Annotated in this window: 19 protein-coding genes; 8 read left to right on the top strand and 11 right to left on the bottom strand. The window is 65.7% G+C overall.

Going from position 1 to position 23,952, the window contains the following annotated elements; genetic code table 11:
- The first annotated feature begins 14 nt into the window (after positions 1-14).
- Positions 15-425, top strand: coding sequence for a DUF2802 domain-containing protein (locus tag HBF32_RS15315; RefSeq protein ID WP_166700656.1), 411 nt, complete (start codon positions 15-17; stop codon positions 423-425).
- Positions 426-483: 58 nt separating this feature from the next.
- Positions 484-1,020 (top strand): YaeQ family protein, encoded by a 537-nt coding sequence (locus HBF32_RS15310; RefSeq protein ID WP_166700655.1) that lies wholly within the window; start codon positions 484-486, stop codon positions 1,018-1,020.
- A gap of 95 nt (positions 1,021-1,115) precedes the next feature.
- Here HBF32_RS15310 and HBF32_RS15305 read toward each other — a convergent pair whose 3' ends face one another.
- The gene (locus tag HBF32_RS15305) at positions 1,116-1,739 is read right to left on the bottom strand and encodes a TMEM175 family protein (protein ID WP_166700654.1); all 624 of its coding nucleotides are present in this window, start codon (positions 1,737-1,739) and stop codon (positions 1,116-1,118) included.
- Between the two features lie 672 nt (positions 1,740-2,411).
- Positions 2,412-2,975 (bottom strand): TetR/AcrR family transcriptional regulator, encoded by a 564-nt coding sequence (locus HBF32_RS15300; RefSeq protein ID WP_166700653.1) that lies wholly within the window; start codon positions 2,973-2,975, stop codon positions 2,412-2,414.
- A gap of 118 nt (positions 2,976-3,093) precedes the next feature.
- On the opposite strand from HBF32_RS15300, the gene HBF32_RS15295 reads away from it, so the two are divergent.
- Positions 3,094-3,660 carry a carboxymuconolactone decarboxylase family protein gene (locus tag HBF32_RS15295; RefSeq protein ID WP_166700652.1) on the top strand — a complete coding sequence of 189 codons (567 nt, stop codon included), beginning with the start codon at positions 3,094-3,096 and terminating at the stop codon, positions 3,658-3,660.
- Positions 3,661-3,704: 44 nt separating this feature from the next.
- On the opposite strand, the gene gstA is transcribed toward HBF32_RS15295, so the two are convergent.
- From gstA to HBF32_RS15265, 6 genes are read right to left on the bottom strand one after another with little or no spacing between them, the layout of a single operon-like run.
- On the bottom strand, positions 3,705-4,319 hold the full coding sequence (gene gstA / locus HBF32_RS15290) for a glutathione transferase GstA (RefSeq protein WP_166700651.1): 615 nt from the start codon (positions 4,317-4,319) through the stop codon (positions 3,705-3,707).
- Positions 4,320-4,331: 12 nt separating this feature from the next.
- Positions 4,332-5,201, bottom strand: a complete 870-nt coding sequence (gene yghU / locus HBF32_RS15285) for a glutathione-dependent disulfide-bond oxidoreductase (RefSeq protein WP_166700650.1) — start codon at positions 5,199-5,201, stop codon at positions 4,332-4,334.
- Between the two features lie 20 nt (positions 5,202-5,221).
- Positions 5,222-6,310, bottom strand: coding sequence for an NADH:flavin oxidoreductase (locus HBF32_RS15280; protein ID WP_166700649.1), 1,089 nt, complete (start codon positions 6,308-6,310; stop codon positions 5,222-5,224).
- Positions 6,307-7,800 (bottom strand): efflux transporter outer membrane subunit, encoded by a 1,494-nt coding sequence (locus HBF32_RS15275; RefSeq protein WP_166700648.1) that lies wholly within the window; start codon positions 7,798-7,800, stop codon positions 6,307-6,309. The genes HBF32_RS15280 and HBF32_RS15275 overlap by 4 nt, the downstream gene beginning before the upstream one ends.
- Entirely contained in the window at positions 7,797-11,003 is a 3,207-nt protein-coding gene (locus tag HBF32_RS15270) for an efflux RND transporter permease subunit (protein WP_166700647.1), read from the bottom strand. Before HBF32_RS15270 ends, HBF32_RS15275 begins: the two co-directional genes overlap by 4 nt.
- Entirely contained in the window at positions 11,000-12,148 is a 1,149-nt protein-coding gene (locus HBF32_RS15265; protein WP_166700646.1) for an efflux RND transporter periplasmic adaptor subunit, read from the bottom strand. The genes HBF32_RS15270 and HBF32_RS15265 overlap by 4 nt, the downstream gene beginning before the upstream one ends.
- Before the next feature lie 184 nt (positions 12,149-12,332).
- On the opposite strand from HBF32_RS15265, the gene HBF32_RS15260 reads away from it, so the two are divergent.
- Positions 12,333-13,250, top strand: a complete 918-nt coding sequence (locus HBF32_RS15260) for a LysR family transcriptional regulator (RefSeq protein WP_166700645.1) — start codon at positions 12,333-12,335, stop codon at positions 13,248-13,250.
- Between the two features lie 330 nt (positions 13,251-13,580).
- Here the strand turns inward: HBF32_RS15260 and HBF32_RS15255 are convergent, their stop codons facing one another.
- The 3 genes from HBF32_RS15255 to HBF32_RS15245 all read right to left on the bottom strand — a co-directional run bounded on the left by HBF32_RS15255 (position 13,581) and on the right by HBF32_RS15245 (position 15,763).
- Positions 13,581-14,324 (bottom strand): NYN domain-containing protein, encoded by a 744-nt coding sequence (locus tag HBF32_RS15255; RefSeq protein ID WP_166700644.1) that lies wholly within the window; start codon positions 14,322-14,324, stop codon positions 13,581-13,583.
- Positions 14,325-14,419: 95 nt separating this feature from the next.
- Positions 14,420-14,800 carry a VOC family protein gene (locus HBF32_RS15250; protein ID WP_166700643.1) on the bottom strand — a complete coding sequence of 127 codons (381 nt, stop codon included), beginning with the start codon at positions 14,798-14,800 and terminating at the stop codon, positions 14,420-14,422.
- Positions 14,801-14,803: 3 nt separating this feature from the next.
- On the bottom strand, positions 14,804-15,763 hold the full coding sequence (locus tag HBF32_RS15245; protein WP_166700642.1) for an acetyl-CoA carboxylase carboxyltransferase subunit alpha: 960 nt from the start codon (positions 15,761-15,763) through the stop codon (positions 14,804-14,806).
- 250 nt (positions 15,764-16,013) lie between these two features.
- Here HBF32_RS15245 and HBF32_RS15240 point away from each other — a divergent pair, with 250 nt between their 5' ends.
- Genes HBF32_RS15240 through HBF32_RS15225 form a run of 4 tightly spaced genes read left to right on the top strand, consistent with a single transcriptional unit; the run spans position 16,014 to position 23,950 of the window.
- Positions 16,014-17,021, top strand: a complete 1,008-nt coding sequence (locus HBF32_RS15240; RefSeq protein WP_166700641.1) for a glucokinase — start codon at positions 16,014-16,016, stop codon at positions 17,019-17,021.
- Positions 17,022-17,029: 8 nt separating this feature from the next.
- Entirely contained in the window at positions 17,030-19,369 is a 2,340-nt protein-coding gene (locus tag HBF32_RS15235) for a beta-N-acetylhexosaminidase (protein ID WP_166700640.1), read from the top strand.
- A gap of 37 nt (positions 19,370-19,406) precedes the next feature.
- Positions 19,407-22,580: a TonB-dependent receptor gene (locus HBF32_RS15230; RefSeq protein WP_166700639.1), complete on the top strand. Its 3,174-nt coding sequence runs from the start codon at positions 19,407-19,409 to the stop codon at positions 22,578-22,580.
- Between the two features lie 8 nt (positions 22,581-22,588).
- Positions 22,589-23,950 (top strand): APC family permease, encoded by a 1,362-nt coding sequence (locus HBF32_RS15225; RefSeq protein WP_166700638.1) that lies wholly within the window; start codon positions 22,589-22,591, stop codon positions 23,948-23,950.
- The last annotated feature ends 2 nt before the right edge of the window (positions 23,951-23,952 follow it).

Below are 23,952 nucleotides of genomic sequence, written 5' to 3'. Positions count from 1 at the left end.
GGAGTCCCCCACGCATGAACGCCGCCATCGGATACGTGCTGATCGCCCTCGCGATCCTCAACCTCGTCGGCCTGCTGTTCCTGTTTCGCCGGATCGGCGGCACGGCGCAAACGGCATCGCGTAAGGAACCGGCGGCAACCGTCGCAACGGCCCCCGCACAGGCTCCGTCCGAGCCGGCGATCCCCGCCGATGCCCTCGCCAACATGCTGCGCCGCCTCGACCATCGCCTGGGCGACATCGAAGACCAGGTTCGCCGGCAACCGGCTGTGACCGTCGCCAGCGAACCCGGCGCCACCAACGATCGTGCGCTCGCGCTCGCCCAGCGTCTCGCGCGCCAGGGCGCCACCCCACAGAACATCGCCGAAACCTGCGGTATCTCGATGACGGAAGCCGAACTCCTGCACCGTCTTCACGCGCCGAGGTAAGCGCCCCGGCGCGCCGTCGTGTACGCTCTGCGGCCGGCATCGACCTCAAGCACTACTCATGGCCCTCAAATCCACGGTCTTCAAGGCCGACCTGCAGGTCAGCGACATGGACCGGCATTACTACCAGTCCCACGCCCTGACCATCGCCCAGCATCCGTCGGAAACCGACGACCGGATGATGGTGCGGGTGCTCGCCTTCGCGCTGAATGCCGACGAGGCGCTGGCGTTCGGCAAGGGCATCAGTTCGGACGACGAGCCGGATCTCTGGCGCAAGGAACTGACCGGCGACGTGGACCTGTGGATCGAGATCGGCCAGCCCGACGAGCAGCGCATCCGCCGCGCCGCCGGCCGCGCCAACCGGGTGATCGTCTACAGCTACAGCGGACGCAGCGCCGAAGTCTGGTGGAAGAAGACGGCTGCCGCCGTGGCCCGGACGAAGAACGTCTCGGTGGTCGATATCGCCCCCGCCACGGTCGAAGCGCTCGCTGCGCTCACGCAGCGCACGATGCAGATCCAGTTCATGGTGCAGGACGGCCAGGCCCAGGTCATCAGCGGCGACACCATCGTGCCGGTCGAGCTGACGACGCTGTCGTAATCCTCCCGCAACCGGTGCGAGGCCTGTAGGAGTCGCTACAGCGGCGAGGGAAACTTGCCGCGGTGTCGCGAGACTTCCTCGCCGCCACGGCGGCTCTACAGCGCTTCGATCGAACGGGTGCGCTTCATCCGCGCGAACACCCGGACGATCAGCGGCATGAGCATCAACGGAAGGTTGCTCGGCCCCGGCCACCAGATAGCCAGGATGCCCGCGAGGATCGCCATCGACGGCAGTGCCAGGGCCCGGCGCCGCAGCATGGCGACGACCTCGTCGGTGACGTCTTCCCGGAGGAAGGGGGCCTTCATGACGCGCCGTATCAGCCGGTACTGGAGCAACCCTGCGATCAGCAGGGTGCCCGTGTAGAACCATTCCGGCACCCGCTCCGTCGGGTGCGCGCTCATCAAGGCCGACGAAAACGGCATGAACGCGATGGCCATCAAGAGGAACAGATTCGGCCACACGATCGACGCGTCATAGTGGCGAAGCATCCCGAACACGCGATGGTGGGCAGCCCAGAGCGCACCGATGACGACGAAGCTGAGGATGAAGCCGACGAAATGCGGGGCAAGCTCGATAAGCGCCTGCAGCCAGGCCTCGTCGCTCCGATCCTCCGGATGCGGCACATGAATCTCGATCACCAGCAAGGTGATGGCGATGGCGAAGACGGCGTCCGAAAAGAACGTCAGCCGCTCGAGCTGCTGATCCTGCGCGTGAGACATGCGTTACACCCCTTTTCTCCCGGGGCGATCATCGCGCGAGCCGGTGCGGAGGGGAAGGGGGCGGGGCTATTTCGGTGGTGGACCCCGCTCCAGACAGCCCCTGACCCGGTAGTGCCGAATCCGGTATTCGACGCTCACCTTGGTTGCCTGAAGTATCGAAGTGAAATCAGGCAGCAAAGCAAGTAACAAGATCCTCCTACGGTGAAAAACAGGAGGTCATGCTCCATGGTGTCGTACTGCCCGATATGAAAATCCAAAATAATCACGAGCGCAAAGACCGTGCAGCACGAGATCCATTCGGCCATCCATTTCGGATTTCGGTCCGAACATTTCGATAGGATTTCTTGGTCAACGAGCTTGGATCGAAGGTGTCACTCATGCTGCTCTCGTTCGTCACGGTTGTTACCTATACCGTCCAATGAGAGGGGCGATGACGTGATCGACGTGCAGGCAGCCAGTTGTCGAATCCGGGTGAGAACGCCTTCTTCGTGTCGCTAAGGTGCGACAGCGAGGACGACGCGCACGCTCCGGAACGCGCTGGGCGAAGGCGGCACCGTGCTCGAGCCCATGCCCCCTCGCCGTGGTCGCTTCTGTACGGCACGCTCGAGGAACGGTTTGTTGTCATCTGGTTGATCGATGTGGCGGTGGCTTACCGCTGATCGGCGCGTGGCCCTAGGTCAGCACGATCCTCGGCAACCGCCCCAGCATCCGCTGGAAGATATTCGTATCGGCCATGCCACGTGACAGGATGAGCGCGCCGTGCAGCTCCACGAGGGCTTGCTCGGCGCGTACCTTCGCCTGGCGTTTCGGTGCACCGGCTTCTTCGGCCACGCGCGTGAGCGCGTCGGCCAGGCGCTGGAAGATCGAGGCGATGGCTACGGAGCGTCCGTTCTCGTGGCCGCGCGGCGGCGCCAGCATGTTGAGCAGGCACGACTCGTTGCCGCTCGCGTAGAACGCATCGATGGTCTTCACGAACGCGGCCATCTTCCGCTCGGGCGATGAATCGTCCGCCAGCGCGGGGAACAGGTGTTCGTCGAGGATGTCGCGGGTGGCCGCGAGCACTTCCTCCGCCATCTGTTCCTTGCCGCCCGGGAACCGGTGGTAGAGGCTCGCTTTCTTCAGACCCGTGGCCTCGGAGAGGCTGGCCAGCGACGCGGCGTCATAACCGACCTCCTTGAAAATGGCGGTCAGCTTGCGGGTGAGCTCGTCGTCTTCGATCTTGCGCGGCTTCGGCATAGTGCCCTCCTGCGACCATTGTAACCGAACATTCGGTCAAATAGGTCTTGACAGCCGACCCGTGCCGTAGCGATCCTATATTTACCGAACGATCGGTAAATTACTAGGAGAGTCACCCATGTCACGCATCCCCGTCCTCACCCCCGAGACCGCCACGCCCGCGCAGGCGGAAATCTTCGCCAAGACTGTCGCGAAGTTCGGTAAGAACCCGCTGCTGATGTCGACCATGACCAACTCGCCGGCCATGATGAACAGCTATCTCACCCTGTTCCAGAACCTCACGGACGGCCGCTTCGACAAGAAGCTGGCTCGCAAGATCGGCCTGGCCATCGGCGAAGAGAACGGCTGCGAATACTGCATCTCGTTGCTGGCGGCCATCGCGAAGCTGCAGAAGCTCACCGACGAAGACATCGAACTCGCCCGCCACGGCAAGTCCACCGATGCGAAGGAAGAAGCCCTGCTTACCTTCGTCCTGCTGCTCGTCCGGCACAAGGGCGACCTGACGAACGCCGAAGTGCAGGCGGTGAAGGATGCGGGCTGGAGCGATGAGGACGTGTCCGAAGTGTTTGGCCACCTCATCCTCAACTTCCTCACGAATTACTTCTGGAAGGTAGCCCGCACCGACATCGACTTCCCGGTGCTGCGCCTGTACGACCAGTCGAAGATCGCCCGCGGCAACCACTGACGTGGTGGTGGCGGGTGCATGCCCGCCGCTATCCTCCCACGCACTTAGTACTTCGCGGCAGGGCCTTCCGCCTCGATGGCGGCGATGACGGCCGGCCGCTGCTCCATGCGGCGCATATAGGCCTGAATGCCGGCGAAGACCGAGATATCAACGTTCACACGCACCGGCCAGCGCAACACGTTATACAGGTAGCCGTCGACCGCCGAGAACTGATCGCCCAGCACGTAGTCGTTGTTGGCCAGGTGGTCGTCGACGTATTCGAAGCGGCTGGCGAGATTACCCTCGGCGAACCGCACTTTCGAATCGCGGTCGATGAAGCCCGAGAACATCACCGCCATGCCCTTGTGCAAGTCGGTCGCCACGTAGTTCAGCCACTCCAGCGCGCGGTAGCGCTCCATGCTCCCCATGGGAGGCAGGAGCGAGGCGCCGGGATACGCGTCCGCGATCCACTGCAGGATCACGGCGTTCTCGGTCACCACCTCGCCGCTCTCGAGCTTCAGCGAAGGGATGAAACCCTTTGGATTCACCTGCAGGTAATCGCCTTCGGCCGTGCGCTTCGTGCCGAAGTCCACTTTCACGAGGTCGACCGCTACCCCAGCCTCGCGCAGCGCGATCTGGGCGGCGAGGCCGCAGGAGCCAGGGGTGAAATACAGTTTCATGCGTGGTGCCTTCTAACGGGTGAGGGAGAGGAAATCACTGGCGTCATGGCGTTCGCGCAGCATGGTGCCGGGCTCGCCATTGATCCGGTTGACAACGCGCCCGCGTGCGACGGCGGAGCGCGCGGCGATGGCGTGGTGCCAACGCAGGAGGTGCGTGTATTGCTCGACGGCGAGGAACTCCGCGGTGCCGTACACGCCATAGATGCTGGCCGGGTACCACGGCCACACGGCCATGTCGGCGATGGTGTATTCGTCGCCCGCGAGGAATTCATGCGTGGCAAGGTGTGTATTCAGCACGTGGAGCTGCCGCTTGGTCTCCATGGCGTAGCGGTCTATCGCGTACTCGACCTTCACGGGCGCGTACCTGAGGAAGTGGCCGAGGCCACCGCCGACGAAGGGTGCCGCCCCCATCTGCCACATCAGCCAGTTGAAGGTCTCGGTTCGCTTCCTGTGTTCGGTCGGCAGGAAGGCGCCAAAACGCTCGGCGAGATAAACCAGGATCGATCCACTCTCGAATACACGCGTCGTCGGGTCCTTCGTGTGGTCTACCAGCGCGGGGATCTTCGAGTTCGGGTTGATGTCGACGAAGCCGCTGCCGAACTGGTCACCGTCGAAGATGTTGACCAGCCAGGCGTCATACTCCGCCCCAGCGTGTCCGGCCTCCAGCAGCTCCTCGAGCAGGATGGTCACCTTCTGGCCGTTGGGCGTGCCCTGTGAATACAGCTGGAAGGGGTGCTTACCCACGGGCAGTTCGCGGTCGAAGCGCGCGCCGGACACGGGACGGTTGATGCTGCCGAACTGGCCGCCGTAAGCCGCCTTGGGCGCCCACACGGCCGGCGGCTCGTAACCTGCGGGGAAGCTCTCGCTAGGGTCGTTGCTCATTGCGCTCTCCTCGGGTCGTCTCAGGGGCTGCCCGGCACCACGAACTGTGGCCAGCCGCGCATGTGGTTGATGAAGCGTTCGCTCAGGCCGCCGCGCCGCAGGTAGTCGGCCGTGACGGGGAGCGCGGGACTGTCGTACAGCGGGTTATCCATCACCTGTAACGGGAAGTCGCTCTGCAGTATCCCCGCGCGGCCGATGAGGACGAAGTCGCACCCCTCGTCCAGCAACTGCGCCGCACGTTGGGCCCCCATGATCTTGCCGGCAGTGCCGACGCGGACGCGCTTGCGGGGAATGCTGGTGAACACGCTGAGCATCGACTGGCCGCGGTACGCGCCTTCGCGTACCACTTGCGCGGAATCCCACAGCGCCAGGTCGAGGTAGTCGATGAGCTCGCGGTCGAGGATGCACGCGGTGATCTCACGAAGCTGTTCCAGCTGGTGGCCGTAACGCTCCACCGACAGGCGCCACCCGATCTGGAAGTCGGGGCCCGTCGCCTTGCGTATGCCTTCGATCACTTCGATGGTGAGCCGCGCGCGGTTCTCGACGCTGCCGCCGTACCGGTCGTCACGGTCATTCAATAGTGGCGACATGAATTCCGACAGGATCCAGCCGAAGGCGCCGTGCAACGCCACGCCATCAAAACCCGCCAACTCGGCGCGCCGGGCAGCCGCGATGAAGTTGTCACGGATGCGCTCGACCTGTTCGGTCGTTAGCGCCCGCGTGTTGTTGAGCGTGCGGCTGGAAGCCGGCGCGGGTACGCCACCCACTTCCGGCCGGGCCCGGTGGCCACCGTGGTGCAGCTGTACGGCAGAGAGGCCGCCACCGTCGCGAATGGACGAGGCCATCTCCCTCAGCCCGACCATGAGGTAGTCGTTATGCACGCCCAGCTGGCGTGCATAAGCGATGCCGCCCGCCTCCACCGTGGCCGCGCCGGTCTGGATCAGGCCATAGCCGCCGTTCGCCACCTGGCGAATCCAGTTCTGGTCGTAGATCGATGGGGCGCCGTCAAGCTCGCTTTGCTGGTTCGTCAACGGCGCGAGCATGAAGCGGTTCCGCATGGCTGGCCCATGCATGAGGGTGAGGGGCTTGAACAGGTCTGATACGTTCATTGGACGGATCCTTTGGATTCAGGGGCATGCCAACCACCGCCGAGCGCGCGGACGAGATCAACCGAAGCGCGAACACGCGCGCCCTCGGATTGAAGGCGTGCCTGGCGGTTCCTGAGCAGGGTGCGTTCGGCGTCGACGACGGCGAGGTAGTCCACGTCGCCCTCGTCAAACCGTGTTTTGACCGATGACGCGACGCGGGCGGCGGCCTCTTCGGCATCGCGTTCGTTCGCCAGCCGCGTATCGAGTGAACGCGTGGAGGCCAGGGCATCCTCGACCTCACGGAAGGCGTTCAAGACCGTCTTGCGATACGCGCCCACGCTCTCTTCGTAGTCCGCACGGGCACGCGCCACGTCAGCCTTGCGCTTGCCGCCGTCGAAGATCGGCAAGCTCAGGGCGGTACCCACCAGGGGTCCGAGAAGGAACGTCCGCTGCGACCAATTCGTGAGATTGCCGAGCTCGCTGGACTCATAGCCAAAGGCCCCGGTGAGCGACAGCGACGGAAAATACGCGGCTCGGGCAACGCCGATGCGTGCGTTGTCGGCAGCCATGGAACGCTCCGCCGCGGCCACGTCAGGGCGGCGCTCGAGAAGCGTGGACGGCAGCCCTTCAGCCACATGCACCGAGACGTTTTCCAGTGGCGCGGCCGCGAAGGTGAACGCGGCGGGCGCCTGGCCAAGCAACACGGCCAGGGCGTGGTGCGCGAGGGCCGCGTCCTGTTCCACCGTGGCCTGCTCCGCACGCGCGGCGGAGAGCTCCGCCTGGGCCTGGTCGACAACGACGGCGGCCGCGGCACCAAGGTCACGCTTGCGCTCAAGCAACGCGACACCGGCCTCGCGAATCGCCACGGTGTCGGCGAGCAGACGCCGCTCACCTTCCAGCTGCCGCAAGGTGAAATACGTGCTCGCCACATCGGCCTGCACGATAAGCAGCATCTGGTGCGACAGCGCCTGCTGCTCGGCCGACGACGCCCGTGCCGCGGCGACGTCCGACGCGACGCGGCCGAACACATCCGCCTCATACGCGACTGTGCCTTGCGCACGCCACAGCGTCTGCTCGATGCCAGGCGCACCGTCGCCACGGAAGGCCGCCGCGCCACTCGTGCGCTGACGGGTCGGGCCGAAGCCCACGTCGAGGCTCGGATAGCGTGCCGACTCGGCGCGTGAGCTCAGCGCCCGCGCCCGCTTGATCCGCGCCATGGCGATGGCCACGTCCGGGTTTGCCGTGAGCGCCCGCTCCTCGAGCTGGACGAGGACGGGATCGCCGAACGTCGTCCACCAGGGCGAGGGCTTCTGCTCGTCAGCCGGCTGGGCGGGAACCCACTGGCCGAGTTCCTCGCCCGGCATGGGCTTGATCGCCGCATCGGCTTCGCGATAGGTCGCCGACACGTCGATCGTCGGCCGGTGCTCGGTGGGCGCGAGGGAGCACGCCGTGAGTACCAGCATCGTGCTTGCAGCGAGGACGGTACGAGCAAGCGTCGAAAGGGTGTTCATGCATCACCTCCCACGCGGCCCGGGGCCACGTGATGCGGGACGAGGGCAGGCGCATCGTGGTGCGCGGCGGAATGCAGGGGCCGGCCGCCACTGAGCGCCCTGGCCAGCACGTAGAACAGCGGCGTGAGGAACAAGCCGAAGAGCGTGACGCCGAGCATGCCGAAGAACACCGAGATACCCATCGCGTGGCGCATCTCGGCGCCAGCACCGGTCGAGAGCACCAGCGGGATCACGCCCATGATGAACGCCATCGACGTCATCAGGATGGGGCGAAGGCGCAGGCGCGATGCTTCGATCACGGCCTTCAACGTGGGCATGCCCGCCATCTCGAGCTCACGGGCGAACTCCACGATGAGGATGGCGTTCTTTGTCGCCAGGCCTACCAGCACGATGAGGCCGATCTGGGTAAAGATGTTGTTGTCGCCATGCGTTAGCCACACACCCAGTAGCGCCGAAAAAATGCTCATGGGCACGATGAGGATGATGGCCAGCGGCAGCGTCACGCTTTCGTACTGCGCGGCGAGCACGAAGAAGACGAGCAACACGCTCAGCGGAAGGATCCACACCGCGCTGTTGCCGGCGATGATCTGCTGATAGGTAAGGTCGGTCCATTCATACGCCATGCCCGGTGGCAGCGTCTCCGCCGCGATGCGCTTGATGGCGGCCATGGCCTGGTCCGAGGAATACCCCGGCGCCGGGCTGCCACCGACATCGGCCGAGGTAAAGCCGTTGTAGCGCTGTACCTGGTCGGGGCCATAGGTCTGCGATACCTGGGCTACGGAGGCCAGCGGGATCATCTCGCCACTCGCGCTGCGAACGTGCAGTTGGCCGATATCGTCCGGCCGTGAGCGGTACTTGCCATCCGCCTGCATGCGTACCTGGTACACGCGGCCCAAGAAGTTGAAGTCATTCACGTAATACGAGCCGAGGAACGCCTGCAACGTACCGAAGATGGCCGGCGTGTCGACGCCCAGCTGCTGCGCCTTCGCACGGTCGATGTCCACCTTCAGCTGCGGCACGTTCACCGTATAGGTGGAGAACAGTGGGCCCAGTTCCGGCGCGGTCGAGGCTTTCTTGATGAAGGCCTGCGTGGCCTTATACAGCGCCTCGTAGCCCAGATCGGCCCGGTCCTCGATCTGCAGCTTGAAACCGCCAAGGGTGCCCAGCCCGTAGACCGGCGGCGCGGGGAACACCGCGGCGAAGGCATGGCCGATGCTGCCGTAATCGCGGTTGAGGTCGGCGGCCACCTGGTCGGCGCTGATGCCCGGGCGGTCCTTGAACGGCTTGAGCAACACGAAGGTCAATGCCGTGCTGGAGCTCTTCGTCACGCCATTGATCGAGAGCCCGCTGTAGGTGGACGTGCCCATGACGGCAGGGTGTTTCATGGCCACGGCGTTCATCTGGTTCATCGTGGCCTCGGTGCGGTCAAGCGTGGATCCCTCCGGCAGCTGCGCCATGCTCACGATGTATTCCTTGTCCTGCGCGGGGACAAAGCCGCCTGGTACATGATCCGTGAGCCACCAGGTTGCGGCGAGCAACAGGGCGTACACGCCGAGCATCGTGCCCTTGTGCTTGACGAGCCGACCAACACCGCCGCCGTAGCCTTCGGAGGCCCGCTCGAACGTACGGTTGAACGCGCCGAAAAAGCGGCCGAACACGCGGTGCATTACGCGCGTAAGCGCATCGGGCGCGTCGCCGTGGCCCTTCAGCAGCATCGCCGAGAGCGAGGGGGAAAGCGTGAGCGAGTTGATGGCCGAGATCAGGGTCGAAATCGCGATGGTGACGGCGAACTGCTTGTAGAACTCGCCCGTGAGACCGCTGAGGAACGCCAGCGGCAGGAATACGGCCGAAAGGGTCAGCGCGATGGCGATGATCGGCCCGCTCACCTCGCGCATTGCCTGGTAGGTCGCTTCGCGCGGCGCCAGACCACGGGCGATGTTGCGCTCGACGTTCTCGACCACCACGATCGCATCGTCGACGACGATACCGATGGCGACCACCAACCCGAACAGCGAAAGGGTGTTGATGGAATAGCCCGCGAGGAGCAGGAAGGTGAAGGTACCGACGATGGACACCGGCACGGCCAGCAGCGGGATGATCGAGGCGCGCCACGTCTGCAGGAACAGGAATACCACTAGCACCACCAGGCTTACCGATTCCAGCAATGTCTTGACCACCGCGTCGATGCCGGTCTGGACAGCGCGGCTGGGCTCGTACACCACGCGGTAGGTGAGGTCCTGCGGGAACTCCTTCGCGAGCTCCTCCATCGCCGAGTGGACGTCGTGCGATATGTCCAGCGAGTTCGCGCCGGGCGCTTCCTGCACTGCCAGCGCGATGGCGGGCTGGTTGCTGAGCGTGGCGCGGATGCCGTAGTCCTCGGCGCCCAGTTCCACGCGGGCCACATCGCCCAGGCGGGTAATGGCGCCATGGGCGTCGGATTTGACGATGATGCCCCGGAATTCATCGGGCGTCTTGAGCCGGCCGTCCGCGTTGACCGTTAGCTGGAAGGCGGCATCGGGTGCCGACGGCGAGCTGCCGATGGTACCCACGGCCGCCTGGATGTTCTGGCGGCGGATCGCATCGGCGACATCACTGGCCGCCAGGCCCCGTTCGGCGAGGGCCGCCGGGTCGAGCCACACCCGCATGGCGTAGCCACCCGGGCCCCACAGCACGACGTCGCCCACGCCCGCGATGCGGGCGAGGCGATCCTTCACGTGGAGCACGGCGTAGTTGCTGATGTAGTTGTTGTCGTACGTGCCCTTCGGCGAAACCATGTGCACGGCGATGGTGATGATCGGCGAACTCTTAACCGCGGTGACACCAAGGCGCTGCACATCCTCGGGCAGGCGGGGCAAGGCTTGCGACACGCGCGTCTGCACGAACTGCTGTGCCCTGGCCGGGTCGGTCCCGAGCTTGAACGTCACCGTCAGGTAAAGGTGCCCGTCGCCGCTGGCCTTGGAGTCCATGTAAAGCATGTCCTCCACGCCGTTGACGGATTGTTCCAGCGGCGCAGCGACCGTCTCGGCGATCGTCTTCGCATTGGCGCCTGGATACTGCGCGTGCACCACCACCGACGGCGGGATAACCTGCGGGTACTCCGATACCGGCATGTGGAAGGCGGCGACGACACCGGCGAGCAGGATCAACGCGGAGAGCACGCACGCGAAGATGGGTCGATCAATGAAGAACTTCGAAATGTTCATGGCCGTGCCCCGGCATCGGCGACGGTCGCCTTCACGGTGGTTCCCGGCGGTGCCTTGAAGGCACCATCAATGACGACGCGCGCGCCGGGTTCGATGCCACTGCGCAACACGCGCTCGCGGCCCTGCAGCACGCCGGGCTCCACGACGCGGCGCTCGATCGTGTCCTTCGCGTTCACGACGAGGACGAACTTGCGGTCCTGATCGGTGCCCACGGCGGCATCGTCGACGACGACGGCGTGGTAAGGCTGCCCGCCATGCAGGCGCACACGAGCCTGCAAGCCCGGAAGCATCGCCGGTGATACCGCGTTGATGCGTGCGCGCACGCGGACCGTACCCGAGCGCGTGTCCATCTGGTTGTCGATCCCCTGCACCGTCGCTGCGTATGGGTACGCGTCATCGTCGGCAAGACCGACCGCCACCGTGGGCAGCACGCCCGCTCGCAGCGAGGGTGCGATGAGTCGGAGATAGCTCTGCTCGTCGACATTGAACGAGGCGTAGAGCGCACCGTCAGAGACGATGCGGGTCAGCGGCGTGGCGTCACCACCCGCACCGACGACATTGCCGGTGGTGATCTCGGCGCGGGAGATGCGCCCCGCGATGGGTGCGCGCACCTGCGAGTACGCCAGCTGCAGCCGTGCCTGCGCCAGCGCGGCGTCGGCACCTTTCAGCGACGCCGCGGCTTCGCGCGCCGTGTTGTCGAGTACATCGAATTCCTTGCGTGAGATCGCGTTGGCTTCGACCAGCTTCTGGCCGCGGGCCAGTTCGCTGCCTGCAAGGCGGCGACGCTCTTCCGCCACCGCGAGGCTTGCCTGCGCCTGGTTGACCTGCGCCCGGTAGGGCGCGGGATCGATGGTGAACAGCAGGTCGCCCGCGGCCACGTGCTGGCCATCGGTGAAATGCACGGCGAGGAGGGTGCCGGGCACCCGTGGGCGGACATCGACGACATCCACCGCCTCGAGGCGGCCGGTGTAGTCCTGGTAGTCGAAAACCGTGCGCTCTTCCGCGGCGCGGAATGTGACGGTGGGGAGGGGCGCGGGCCTGGCGCCGTGCGCGACGGGGCCACCCTTCCAGAAGGCGCTGCCGGCGACCGCGAGGGCGACGGCAGCCGCGAGGACGGCTAGGCGGGGTGGGGTAAGGCGGTTCATGGGCGTGACCGGCAGGGTTAGGTAGCCGCCAGTCTGTGGTCGCTGCCGGGCGCCATCTAGGCAAGAAAATGGGTAACATTCTTGCCTCCGATAGAATTGTCAGGCGTCGTGGGGCCGATTCGCCTCGAGATGAGCCTGTGTTACTGCCCGTTTGGGCAATAAAAGCTACCGAGGGTCGCGCCCCATGGATCGCCTCCAGTCGATGCAGATCTACACCCGCGTGGTGGAGATGCAGAGCTTCAGCCGGGCAGCAGGAAGCCTTTCGCTGCCGCCATCCCGCGTCACCCGCGTGGTGAAGGAGCTGGAAGCTTTCCTCGGCGTTCGCCTGCTCCAGCGGACAACCCGCCACATCAGCCTCACCCCCGATGGCCTGGTGTACTTCGACGAGTGCAAGCGCCTGCTGGCGGATATCGAATCCGTCGAGGCCAGCTTCCCCGGCAGCGCCGGCAAGCCGCGCGGCCGGCTCCGCGTCGACATGACCCTCTCCCTTGCCCGTCTCGTCGTGCTGCCGCGGGTCAGTGAGTTCCTCGATTGCTTTCCCGAAGTGCAGCTCACGTTGTCGGCGAGTGACCGCACCGTTGAACTGGTGCAGGAAGGCATCGACTGCGTGATCCGTGCCGGTACGCCGGAAGATTCACCCACGCTGGTGGCGAAACGCATTGGTGCTTTCGAGTGGATCACATGCGCGTCGCCAGCGTATCTCGCGCGCCACGGCACGCCGCAGACGCTGGAGGACCTCGCGAACCACCACGCCGTCGGCTATCTCTCCAGCCGCACGGCGCGTTCGCTGGAATGGAATTTCGTCATGGACGGCGAGAGCCGCTGCATCTCGATGCCCGAGCGCCTCATCGTGAACGACACCGATGCCTACGTGACGTCTGCGATTGAAGGCCTCGGCATCATCCGTGCCGGTAGCTACATGGTGCGGCAGCACCTGCAGAGCGGGCAGCTGCAACGCATCCTGGCGAACTATGCGGCACCTTCCGCACCGCTGTCGGTGCTCTACCCGCGCAACCGCCACCTGTCGCCCACCGTGCGCGCCTTCGTCGACTGGGTCGCGGGCGTGGTGGGTGAAGCCGAGCCCGGGTGGCGGTTCGGATAACGCCATTGCAACCGATCCTCGATTCGTTGCCGCCTATGGGAACCACCATGCGTGCATGCCAAGCGCTCGGACCGACGTGCGGGGCTAAGAACCGGGGTCGGGAGAAGCATTTGGGCCAGCGATTAAACTGCCAGGGTTCCGGAAAATTCGCCGTATCCGTTGCCATGCCGGGCCGGGAGCCATCCGTGCCGGGGCCAGCCCTAATCCCGTTGCCGACGCCTTACCAGGCTCTGACCGTGATTGTTTTTGCAGTGGCGTCAAACTGCCGGTATCGAGATTGGTGTGCGCGCTTACGGTGCGGTTCTACACCAGTGACGCAATGGAGCGAACTCATTTGCTTCGCGGCTTGTTCCGCACGTAGGGATGCTTGGCGTTGCCGATCTGGCGGTCTTCGATGTCGAACAGTCCAAGCGCGTTGATGAGGCCGCTGAACTTCGAATAGCCGTAATCGCGCGAATCGAAATCGGGCGAACGCTTGTTGACGATGCCGCCGACGGTGCTCAGCGCGGCCCATCCGTTCTCGTCGGAGGCGGCGTCGATGGCGTTTCGCAACAGGTTGGTGAGCTTGGTGTCGCCGCGCAGTTCGCTTGGCGACTTGCGTGCCTTCGGTTCTTCCGGCTCGCTGTCGACGGTGCCGACAAGGCGATCGGTATAGATGAATTTGTCGCACGCGGAAACGAATGGAAGCGGTGTCTTGCGTTCGCCGAACCCGTAGACGATCAGGCCCGCTTCGCGGATGCGCGAGGCGAGCCTCGTGAAATCGCTGTCGCTGGAGACGATGCAGAAGCCGTCGAAGCGCTCGGCGTAGAGCAGGTCCATCGCATCGATGATCATCGCCGAGTCGGTGGCGTTCTTGCCGCTGGTATAGGCGAATTGCTGGATGGGCTGGATCGAATGATCGAGCAGGGCCGCCTTCCATCCGCCGAGATTCGGCCCTGTCCAGTCGCCGTAGATCCGCTTCACGTGTGCGGTGCCGTACTTCGCGACTTCGGCCAGCAACCCGTCGACGATCATGGGGCGTGCATTGTCGGCATCGATCAGGACGGCGAGCTTGGCGGTGTTTTCGTTGGCCATCGAGGGGGCTCCGGAGGCAGCGGATGTCCGATGGTACGCGTTCTACCCGGGGTTATAGGGTGGGGAACGACGTCTTGGGGATGACGCGGCAGCGATCAGCCGGCGAAATTCAGCTCGATCGCGATGCCGGCAGGGTCTCTCGTGAATACCTGGGCCGCGCCCGAGGCGGGCACGCGCTCGACCCGGTAGGCCACGCCGTGCGCCTCGAGCCGCGCCAGGCTGGCTTCGAGGTCGTTGGCGGTGAAGGCGACATGATCCAGCCAGCCGGTGCGCGCGGGTGCGTCGTCGTCCATCGACGGATCGACGGTGAGGTGCATCACGTCGAGCGAGCCCGCATAGAGCCAGTAACCCCGCGATCGGAACGGTGGGCGCGGGCCCTCCGTCAGGCCCAGCACGTCCGCATGGAAGCGACGCACGCGCTCGATCATGGCCTCGGAGGCGCGAACGTTCACATGCGCGAGGCCCGTGATCGCCATGGCTCAGCCTTCGGTGAAGGCGCCGTAGCCACGCAGGCGCCGGTAGCGCTTCTCCAGCAGTTCCTCGACCGGCAGGGCCTCGAGTTCGTCGAGCTGGTTGAGCAGCACGGCCTTGAGGCGGACGGCCATGGACTGCGGATTGCGGTGCGCGCCGCCGAGCGGTTCGCGCACGATCTTGTCGATCAGGCCGTTCTCCAGCAGGCGCGGCGCGGTGAGGCCCATGACCTCGGCGGCGTCCTTGGCCTTGTCGGCGCTCTTCCAGAGGATGGAGGCGCAGCCTTCGGGCGTGATGACCGAGTAGGTGGAGTACTGGAGCATCAGTGTGCGGTCGCCCACGCCGATGGCTAGCGCACCGCCGGAACCGCCTTCGCCCGTGACCGTGCAGATGACCGGCACGCGCAGTTCGGCCATCTCGAGCAGGTTGCGCGCGATCGCTTCGGACTGGCCGCGCTCCTCCGCGTTGATGCCCGGCCACGCGCCCGCGGTGTCGATGAAGGTGAAGACGGGGATGCCGAAGCGCTCGGCCAGCTTGAACAGGCGCAGCGCCTTGCGGTAGCCCTCCGGGCGCGGCATGCCGAAGTTGCGCTTGACCTTGGTCTTGGTGTCGCGGCCCTTCTGGTGGCCGACGATCATGATCGAGCGGCCATTGATGCGCGCAAGGCCGCCCACGATGGCCTGGTCGTCCGCGAACATGCGGTCGCCCTTCAGCTCGTGGAACTCCTCGCACATGCCCTGGATGTAGTCGAGCGTGTACGGACGCGCCGGATGGCGCGACACCTGGCTGATCTGCCACGGGGTGAGGTTGCGGAAGATCTCGGCCGTCTTGACCTTCAGCTTCTCGCGCAGACGAGCGACTTCCTCGTCGATGTTGAACGCCTGCCCGCTGCTGGCATGGCGCAATTCCTCGATCTTGGCTTCCAGTTCGGCGATGGGTTGTTCGAAATCGAGGAAGTTGGGATTCATGAAGTCGCGTGATCCGGGCAAGACCGCTGATTATACCGAGTGGCGGGCTGGCGGGTGTGCGTAAGGGTATGGATCGCGCGCCGACGGGCTAAGTAGCTGAATCGACACGAGCCGCAGGTGGGCCACGCCCCTGCTGCGCCATGCCTTGACACCGGTGTCAGTCCCGTTACACCCTGATGACCAATCCGGTGCGGGGGCACCTGGACGGGGTGATTCACCCGTGGATCAAAAGGGGTGGGGGACATCGGGGATGCACTTTCTCGCGGGCGATATCGGCGGCACGAACGGCCACGTCGCGCTCATGCGCGTCGCCACCGACGGGCGGCCGGGCGGTATCGAGACGCTCGCCTACCGCGTCTTCCGCTGCGCCGCGTTCCCCTCGCTCGCCGCCTTGCTGCAAGCATTCATCGAGGCCGAGGTACACGTGCCGGTCTCGCACTGCGTGCTGGCATGCGCCGGCCAGGTGATGGGCGACGAGGTAGTGAACGACAACCTCGCCTGGCCCGTCCGGTCCGATGTCCTGCGCGCGACGTTCGGCCTGGCCGAGGTCGCGCTGCTCAATGACTTCGAAGCCCTGGCCTACGCCATCGAGGGGCCGTTGGCCGCCAGCGCCAGGCATCTGTGCGGTCCGTCGGTTCCTGGCCGGGGACCGTCGCTGGTGGTCGGCCCGGGCACGGGGTTGGGCGCGGCCGTGCACGTGCCCGGCGCGCCCCATGCGGCGGTCTTCGCGACCGAAGCCGGCCAGATGGACTTCGCGCCGCACTCGCTGCGCGAGCGCGAGGTGCTGGCGTGGCTTGCGCCGCGCGGCGGATACGTACCGGTCGAGCACATCGTATCGGGACCGGGCCTGCTGACCGTATACGAGGCGCTGTGCGCCATCGATGGCAGGGTCCCCGGACTCGCGACGCCACAGGCCGTCACGGCCGCGGCCGCGGCGCACGCCGACCTGCACGCGGTGGAGGCGGTGGCGCTGTTCTGCGCGGCCCTCGGCAGCTTCACCGGCAATCTCGCCATGACGACCATGCCGACCGGCGGCATTTTCCTTGCCGGCGGCTTCCTGTCCTCCCTTTTCGACCTGCTCGAGCGCAGTGCTTTTGAAGAGCGCTTCCTGCATGGCCGCAGCGTGCGGGCCTTGCTGGCGCAGGTGCCGGTATGGGTCACCGAGCATGGTTGCCATGGTGTGCAGGGCGCAGCCCGTTGGTACATGCGCCAACGGGCGCTATCCGGTGCCGCGCCCACGGAGGGCGCTGCCGCATGAGGCCGGGCATGCCGGGAAGGCGTAGCCGCCGCTTCCTCCTCGCGTGGGCGGCCGTGGCCGTCGGCGTGCTCGCGACCTGCGCTTCCGCCACATCCGTACCCGCACCCGCCTGGTCGCTGCTGCCGATGCCCGCGATGGCGAAGCCGGCCGGGACAGGCATCGTCGAGATCGGCGACGGTGCGGGTGTCGCCGTGCGCGGAACGGCCGACGCCGCCGTGGCGGCTGTCGTGGACAACTTCATCCAGCGCATCGCCGGCGTTCGCGGCCTGAGGATGCGCAAGGTCGCGAGCGGAGCGCCGGCCGCGGTGACGTTCGATGTGCGTCCCGACGCGGCCGTCGTCGGCGAGGAAGGCTATGCGCTTGCCGTTACCGGGCAGGGCATCGTCGTTACCGCGCGCACCGCGCGTGGCGCGTTCTACGGCAGCGTGACGGCATGGCAGCTGATGACGCCGCCGGGCTGGAGGCCTGGCACCGCGGCGCGTGTGCCCTATGGCAGCATCGAGGACCATCCGCGCTTCGCGTGGCGCGCCCTGCTGCTCGACTCCAGCCGGCATGAGCAGAGCGCCGACGAGATCAAGCGGCTGATCGACTGGATGTCGCTCGACAAGCTCAACGTGCTCGTGTGGCACCTCACCGACGACCAGGGCTGGCGCCTTCCGGTTCCGGCCTATCCCGAGCTCTCCACGAAAGCCGCCTGCCGCGAGGCGGTGGGCAACGACAGCGAAGTGTCGGGTGGCCGGGCCAGGCCGTACTGCAAGGTCTATACGGCTGCCGAAATCCGCGACATCGTGCGCTACGCCGCCGCGCGCTATGTCGAGGTCGTGCCGGAGATCGATCTTCCCGGACACTCGCAGGCCGCCATCGCCGCCTATCCGTGGCTGGGGGTGACGGGCAGGCGCCCGCCCGTGTGGACCGACTGGGGCGTGAGTCCCTGGCTGCTGAAGCCGAATGCGAAGACCCTGCGCTTCGTCGACGACGTGATGGACGAGACGATGCGCCTGTTCCCGTCGCGCTACATCTCCATCGGGGGCGACGAGGCGGACAAGCAGCAGTGGAACGCCTCGTCCGAGGTCAAGGCGCAGATGAAGGCGTTGAAGCTCGCCAACATGGACGAGCTGCAAGGCTGGTTCATGCAGCAGGTCGCCACGTACCTTCTCGACCATGGGCGCACGCCGGTGGGCTGGGATGACGAAGTCGCCGCCGGCGTCGCGCTGCCCCGCGCTCAGGTAGTGATGTCCTGGCACGGCGACCACGACGAGCGCGTGGCGCTCGCTGCCTTGCGGCAGGGTCACGACGTGGTCATGACGCCGCAGGAGTCCTTGTACTTCGATCATCGGCAGTCCGGGCATCCGGACGAATGGGCGGGGCCGCCGCCCGAAGTGACGCTGCGCCAGGCTTATGACACGCAGCTGGTGCCTCCGGGCACCGGCCCGGAGGAAGCGAAACACGTCGTCGGCGTGCAGGCCGGCCTCTGGGCCGAGCAGATGCAGACGTTCGCGCACACGCAGCATGCCGCCTTCCCGCGCATCGCCGCACTGGCGGAACTGGGCTGGTCGCCGCCCGGGGCCCGCGACTGGAACGGATTCCTGGCGAGACTTCCCGCGGAAATGGTCCGCTATCGCGCGCTGGGCATCGGCGCCGCGGACAGCGCGTTCGCGCCGACGTTCGGGATATCGCGCGCGGCGGACGGCGGAATGCGCGTCGTGCTTGCCAACCAGGTGGATGGCGGCGACATCCGGTTCACCACCGACGGCACGGAACCTGTCGCGACCTCCGCGACGTATACGCAGCCACTCACGTTGCCCATGGGCAGCACTTTGCGAGCCGCCACCTTCGCAGCCGACGGCAGCATGCTCGCCGCGGCCCGTTCGATCTCGCTGGACGAGGCCACGCTATGGCGTCGCGACAGCAGCGCGCTCGAGACCTGCTCGGGCGAACCGCCGTCGCGCCTGCAAGGTGCCCGGCCGGCGCATGGCCCGAGCCCGGTCTACGCGGTCGAGATCGGCAACGCCTGCTGGATGTGGCCGAAGGTGGACGTGCAGGGCGCCCTGAGCGTCGCCGTGACGGCCGAAGAGCTGCCGTGGCGCTACGGCGACGAAGCCCGTGGCGCGGTGGTGCGTGGCAACCGTCGCACGGACGATGCCATCGAGATCCACGCGGGCCGTTGCGACGGTCCGCGGCTTGCGACGTTGCCGCTTGGCCGCGTCACGTCATCGGAGGGGCAAAGGCACCTGGAGACGAGACTCTCCGCGCCGATCGCGGCGGATGTGCATGCCTTATGTGTGTTTGCAACAGGCGATCCGCGCGAAGGGCAGTGGGCGCTGGGAAAGATTTCGTTTTCGAAGTAGGCGTTCCCGAAAGGCAACAGTCACGAGGTCACGGCTCATGTCCACAGCACTTCGCAAGCATCCCTTGTCGTTCGCCATCACGGCGACACTGCTCGCCGTCGCCGCGACGTCGGCAGGCGCTTCCACCTTCTTCGACGTGCAGCAGGACGCGCCACCCGCCCAGGCGACGGCCACCCAGGCAGCGCCGCCCTCGGCACCGGCGAAGAACGCCCCGAAGAGCGCTGTCGATCTCTCCGGCGTCACGGTCACCGGCGTCCGCGCGTCGCAGATGAAGGCGATCGACGTGAAGCGCGACGCCGACAGGATCCAGGACAGCATCACCGCCGAGAACATAGGCGCGCTGCCCGATACGACGATCACCGATTCGCTCCAGCGCATCACCGGCGTGCAGATCAACCGCGACGCGGGCGTGGGTACGTCGGTGGACGTTCGCGGCTTGCCGCAGGTGGGCACCATGCTCAACGGCGAGGTGTTCATCACCGCGGACCAGATCGATTCCCAGCAACCCGACTTCAGCATGCTGCCGTCGACGCTGTTCCACGGCGCGGACGTGGTCAAATCGTCCACCGCCAACGAAACCGATTCGGGTATCAGCGGTGCGATCGACCTGCATACCTACCGGCCCTGGGACCTGCCTTCCGGCTTCACGTACAGTTACTCGGCCAACGGCGAGCGCGGCTCGACCACGAAGCACACGGGGCCCGAAGCGAACGGTCTCTTCGCCTATAACGACAATGGCCGCTGGGGTTTCCTCATATCGGGCGACTACTCCGATACCCGGCGCATGAACTCCACCGAAGGCCTGGACCAGTACGGCGTGGTGCTCAACGGCGAGAACGCCGCGAGCGCCGGCGGCTACAACGGCTTCCTCACGCCATGGAACGACGCGCCCATCCCGTCGCAGATCGTGCAGAACGCCGATGGCAGCGTGGACGTGAACGGCGACGGCCGGTCGAACGGCGTGTTCATGGGGAGCCAGAACTTCGGCATCAACCAGATCATCACCCAGCGCCAGCGGAAGTCCGGCAATGCGTCCTTCCAGTTCGACATCGGCAACGGCTTCAGCCTGACCAGCGATTACTTCTACTCGCAGCAGCACCAGTTCGACCGGAACGTCGGTGTCCAGTTCAACTCCACCAACTGGCAAGGCGCGACGTACGTGCCGCTGCAGTCGAGGGATACCGGCCGGCCGGCGCTCGGTTCGTACGGCACGCCCGAGCCCGGCTGGGAAGGGTCGAATATCTACACCACGCAGGTCTACCGGAAGTGGCCGGGGGACGTCGAATCGTATTCGTCGATGATCCGCAAGTTCTCCGTGGCGAAGAACCTGAACCTGCAGCTGGACTACGACAACGGCGGTCCCTTCACCGCCTCGCTCCGCGGCATCCATGACACGGCGTCGCAGTCCCTGCAGGAAACCGACGTCAATATCTCCGATTCGGACGGCGCCCTGTGGCCCAACGTGCTGAAGGACGGCGTGCCCGACGACGCGGTGCCGCCCGGGACGATGGTGTATCCCGAGGAACTGGGCGGCAACCGCGTGTTCAATCCCAGGGGCATCCCGCAGAACACCCTTCCCATCGTGGCCGACTTCCGTGGCCGATACCTCAAGATCAGCACGCCGGCGGAACTGGCGGCGGCGTTCGCGGACCCTGCCGCCTGGACCATGAAGACGCTCGAATCGTCCGGCAACTATGACCGCAAGGTGGCCCTCAACGCCTTGCGCTTCGACGGCAAGTTCGACTTCAACGATGGGTTCAAGCTCGAGTTCGGCGTGCGCAACAGCATCCGCGATGCGGGCAACAAGGGCTGGACGTTCGAAACGCCGGTATATGCCGGGATGGGTGCGAGCGATCCGAACGGCTGCCTGGTGCGCTACGTCGGCGCCGACGTGGTGTTGAACAGTGGTTCGTGTACCGCCGGTAACGACCAGGGCTACTTCCGTGCGGGCCCGTTGTCGGCCATCTCCATGCCGAATACCGCCGGGCCGCTGGCAAACAATTTCAAGGCTTATCGCAACCTGCTCGGTTCCGGCATCGACTTCTGGGCGATCGACCCCGATGCCATGAAGAACCCGGAGGCTTACTGGAAGTCGCTGTACCCGGATACCGTGCGGGTGGGCGAACCCGGTACCACCTGGGGCGTGCGACTCAAGGAACTATCGGGTTACCTGCAGGGCGACTTCAACGGGATGATCGGCGACATGCCCTACAGCGGCAACGTGGGCGTGCGCCTCATCCGCAGCAAGCTCGACGTGACGCAGCACCTCAGCGGCGACCCGGGTGCCTATGGCGACGAACCGGAGGACGTGGGCAGGGATATCACCAAACGCTCGTACCAGGACGTGCTGCCCTCGGCGAACTTCGCCCTGGACGTGACCGACAGCCTGAAATTCCGCCTGGCGTATTCGAAGAACATGATGCCGCTGGACCTGAGCACCTGGGGCGGCGGCCTGCAATTGAACTACTCGCTGGCCGAGACGCCCGATGGGCCCGTGTTCCGCGTCGCCAACGGTACGTCCTCCGGCAACCCGAACCTCGACCCCTGGCGCTCCACCAACTTCGGCGCCTCGGCGGAGTGGTACATCAATCCCACCAGCATGGTCAGCCTGGCGCTGTTCCGCATCAACGTGGACAGCTTCATCAAGAACGGCAGCGTGACCAACTGCACGCTGCCCGACGAGGACGGCGTGGTGCGCAATCACTGCATCGTCATCACCGAGCCCGTGCAGGGCACGGGCAACAGCATCAAGGGTGCTGAGTTCGATTACCGCCAGGGCTTCACTTTCCTGCCGGGCATCCTCTCGAAGACGGGCATGGAACTGAATGCCACGTACGCGCCCAGCAACTCCGGCGAGAAGGATCTGGCCGGCAAGAAGATCCCGTTCCAGGACAATTCGACCAAATCCGGTAACGTCATTCTTTGGTACCAGGACGATCGCTTCCAGGCCCGCGTGGCGTACAACTACCGCTCGCGACGCGCAGTGGCCGATAGTGTCGGCGGCATCACGGGCCTCGAGATGTACGAGGCTCCGCAGGAATACATCGATGCGTCCATCTCGTATAAATTCGCCAAGCAGCTGGAAGTATTCCTCAACGGCACGAACCTGACGAACGAATACCAGCGTTATTACCTGACGTGGAAGGACCAGCCCGGGCACTCGACATTCTCCGAGCGCATGTTCATGTTCGGCATCCGCGGCCAGTGGTAGGGGAACCCATGAGCGAGCGTCACTTCCATCGGTCGATCGGTGTCTTCTCGGGCACCGCCATCAACATGACGCAGATGTGCGGGATCGGCCCGTTCATCACCATTCCGCTGATGGTGGCGGCGATGGGCGGTCCGCAGGCCATCGTCGGGTGGATCGTGGGCGCCCTGCTGGCCATGGCCGACGGGCTGGTGTGGGCCGAGCTGGGCGCGGCCATGCCAGGCTCCGGCGGCACCTATGTGTATCTCCGGAGGGCCTTCCAGGAACGTACCGGCAAGCTCATGCCGTTCCTCTTCATCTGGACGATGCTGCTCGCCATCCCCCTGCTGATGTCCACGGGCATCATCGGCATGGTGGAGTACCTGCAATTCTTCTTTCCCGGCATGGGCTGGTGGACCTCGCACCTCGTCGGCGTGGCGGCGACGGTGCTGGTGACGTGGATGCTGTACCGCCGGATCGAATCGGTGCGTGTCATCACCATCGCCCTGTGGGCGATCATGCTGGTCTCGATCGTCGGCGTGGCGGCCGCCGGGTTCTCGCACTTCGACGCCAGGCTCGCCTTCGACTTCCCGCCGGGCGCGTTCGGCCCCCGCTTCTTCGCCGGGCTCGGGGCAGGCCTCATCATCGGTGTCTACGACTACCTGGGCTACAACACGACGGCGTATATCGGCGACGAGTTGCGCGATCCCGGGCATACCATGCCGCGTACCATCATCATCTCGATCACGGCGATGATGGTGGTCTACCTGCTCCTCAACATCAGCGTGCTCGGGGTGGCCCCGTGGCAGGAGATCGCGACGTCCAAGTCCGTCGCGTCGCTGGTGGTGGAACGCAGCTGGGGGCACGCGGCCGCCTCGGTGATGACCGCCCTCATCATCGTCACCGCGCTTGCCTCGGTCTTCACCGGCCTGCTCGGCGGCTCGCGCGTGCCGTTCGAGGCGGCGCGGGACAAGGTCTTCCTTTCGACGTTCGGCCGGCTCCATGCGAAGGACGGCTTCCCTCACGTCGCCTTGCTGACCATGGGCACGGTCACGGCCATCGGCACCTTCTTCGACCTGACCGAGGTCATCAACATGCTGCTGACCGCGACCATCCTGGTGCAGTCCCTCGCCCAGATCGTCGCCCTCGTCGTCCTGCGCCGCAGGGAGCCACAGTTGCATCGGCCTTACAGGCAATGGCTTTATCCGGTACCTTGCATCATCGCGCTGGTGGGCTGGGTGTACGTCTACGTGTCCGCTTCGGCGCTGTCGCTGCTGCTTTCGGGTGCATGGATCGTCGCCGGCCTGGTGGTCTTCGCGCTGTGGGCGCGGGTGAACGACGCATGGCCTTTCGCATCGCTCGATATCCAGCGCACTGCCACCGGGGAGCATTGACG

This window comes from Luteibacter yeojuensis (assembly GCF_011742875.1).
Classification (GTDB): domain Bacteria; phylum Pseudomonadota; class Gammaproteobacteria; order Xanthomonadales; family Rhodanobacteraceae; genus Luteibacter; species Luteibacter yeojuensis.
The sequence above is the reverse complement of the archived record's forward strand: the minus strand, read 5'-3'. Positions and strand labels throughout refer to the sequence as shown.

What these genes read in the sequence shown, in the direction of transcription:
- HBF32_RS15260 (WP_166700645.1), top strand. Translation starts at nt 12,333, where the DNA reads ATGGATCGCCTCCAGTCGATGCAGATCTACACCCGCGTGGTGGAGATG.
- HBF32_RS15300 (WP_166700653.1), bottom strand. Translation starts at nt 2,975, where the DNA reads ATGCCGAAGCCGCGCAAGATCGAAGACGACGAGCTCACCCGCAAGCTG.
- HBF32_RS15315 (WP_166700656.1), top strand. Translation starts at nt 15, where the DNA reads ATGAACGCCGCCATCGGATACGTGCTGATCGCCCTCGCGATCCTCAAC.
- HBF32_RS15305 (WP_166700654.1), bottom strand. Translation starts at nt 1,739, where the DNA reads ATGTCTCACGCGCAGGATCAGCAGCTCGAGCGGCTGACGTTCTTTTCG.
- yghU (WP_166700650.1), bottom strand. Translation starts at nt 5,201, where the DNA reads ATGAGCAACGACCCTAGCGAGAGCTTCCCCGCAGGTTACGAGCCGCCG.
- HBF32_RS15235 (WP_166700640.1), top strand. Translation starts at nt 17,030, where the DNA reads ATGCCGGGAAGGCGTAGCCGCCGCTTCCTCCTCGCGTGGGCGGCCGTG.
- HBF32_RS15275 (WP_166700648.1), bottom strand. Translation starts at nt 7,800, where the DNA reads ATGAACACCCTTTCGACGCTTGCTCGTACCGTCCTCGCTGCAAGCACG.
- HBF32_RS15240 (WP_166700641.1), top strand. Translation starts at nt 16,014, where the DNA reads ATGCACTTTCTCGCGGGCGATATCGGCGGCACGAACGGCCACGTCGCG.
- gstA (WP_166700651.1), bottom strand. Translation starts at nt 4,319, where the DNA reads ATGAAACTGTATTTCACCCCTGGCTCCTGCGGCCTCGCCGCCCAGATC.
- HBF32_RS15230 (WP_166700639.1), top strand. Translation starts at nt 19,407, where the DNA reads ATGTCCACAGCACTTCGCAAGCATCCCTTGTCGTTCGCCATCACGGCG.
- HBF32_RS15295 (WP_166700652.1), top strand. Translation starts at nt 3,094, where the DNA reads ATGTCACGCATCCCCGTCCTCACCCCCGAGACCGCCACGCCCGCGCAG.
- HBF32_RS15225 (WP_166700638.1), top strand. Translation starts at nt 22,589, where the DNA reads ATGAGCGAGCGTCACTTCCATCGGTCGATCGGTGTCTTCTCGGGCACC.
- HBF32_RS15255 (WP_166700644.1), bottom strand. Translation starts at nt 14,324, where the DNA reads ATGGCCAACGAAAACACCGCCAAGCTCGCCGTCCTGATCGATGCCGAC.
- HBF32_RS15245 (WP_166700642.1), bottom strand. Translation starts at nt 15,763, where the DNA reads ATGAATCCCAACTTCCTCGATTTCGAACAACCCATCGCCGAACTGGAA.
- HBF32_RS15270 (WP_166700647.1), bottom strand. Translation starts at nt 11,003, where the DNA reads ATGAACATTTCGAAGTTCTTCATTGATCGACCCATCTTCGCGTGCGTG.
- HBF32_RS15265 (WP_166700646.1), bottom strand. Translation starts at nt 12,148, where the DNA reads ATGAACCGCCTTACCCCACCCCGCCTAGCCGTCCTCGCGGCTGCCGTC.
- HBF32_RS15280 (WP_166700649.1), bottom strand. Translation starts at nt 6,310, where the DNA reads ATGAACGTATCAGACCTGTTCAAGCCCCTCACCCTCATGCATGGGCCA.
- HBF32_RS15310 (WP_166700655.1), top strand. Translation starts at nt 484, where the DNA reads ATGGCCCTCAAATCCACGGTCTTCAAGGCCGACCTGCAGGTCAGCGAC.
- HBF32_RS15250 (WP_166700643.1), bottom strand. Translation starts at nt 14,800, where the DNA reads ATGGCGATCACGGGCCTCGCGCATGTGAACGTTCGCGCCTCCGAGGCC.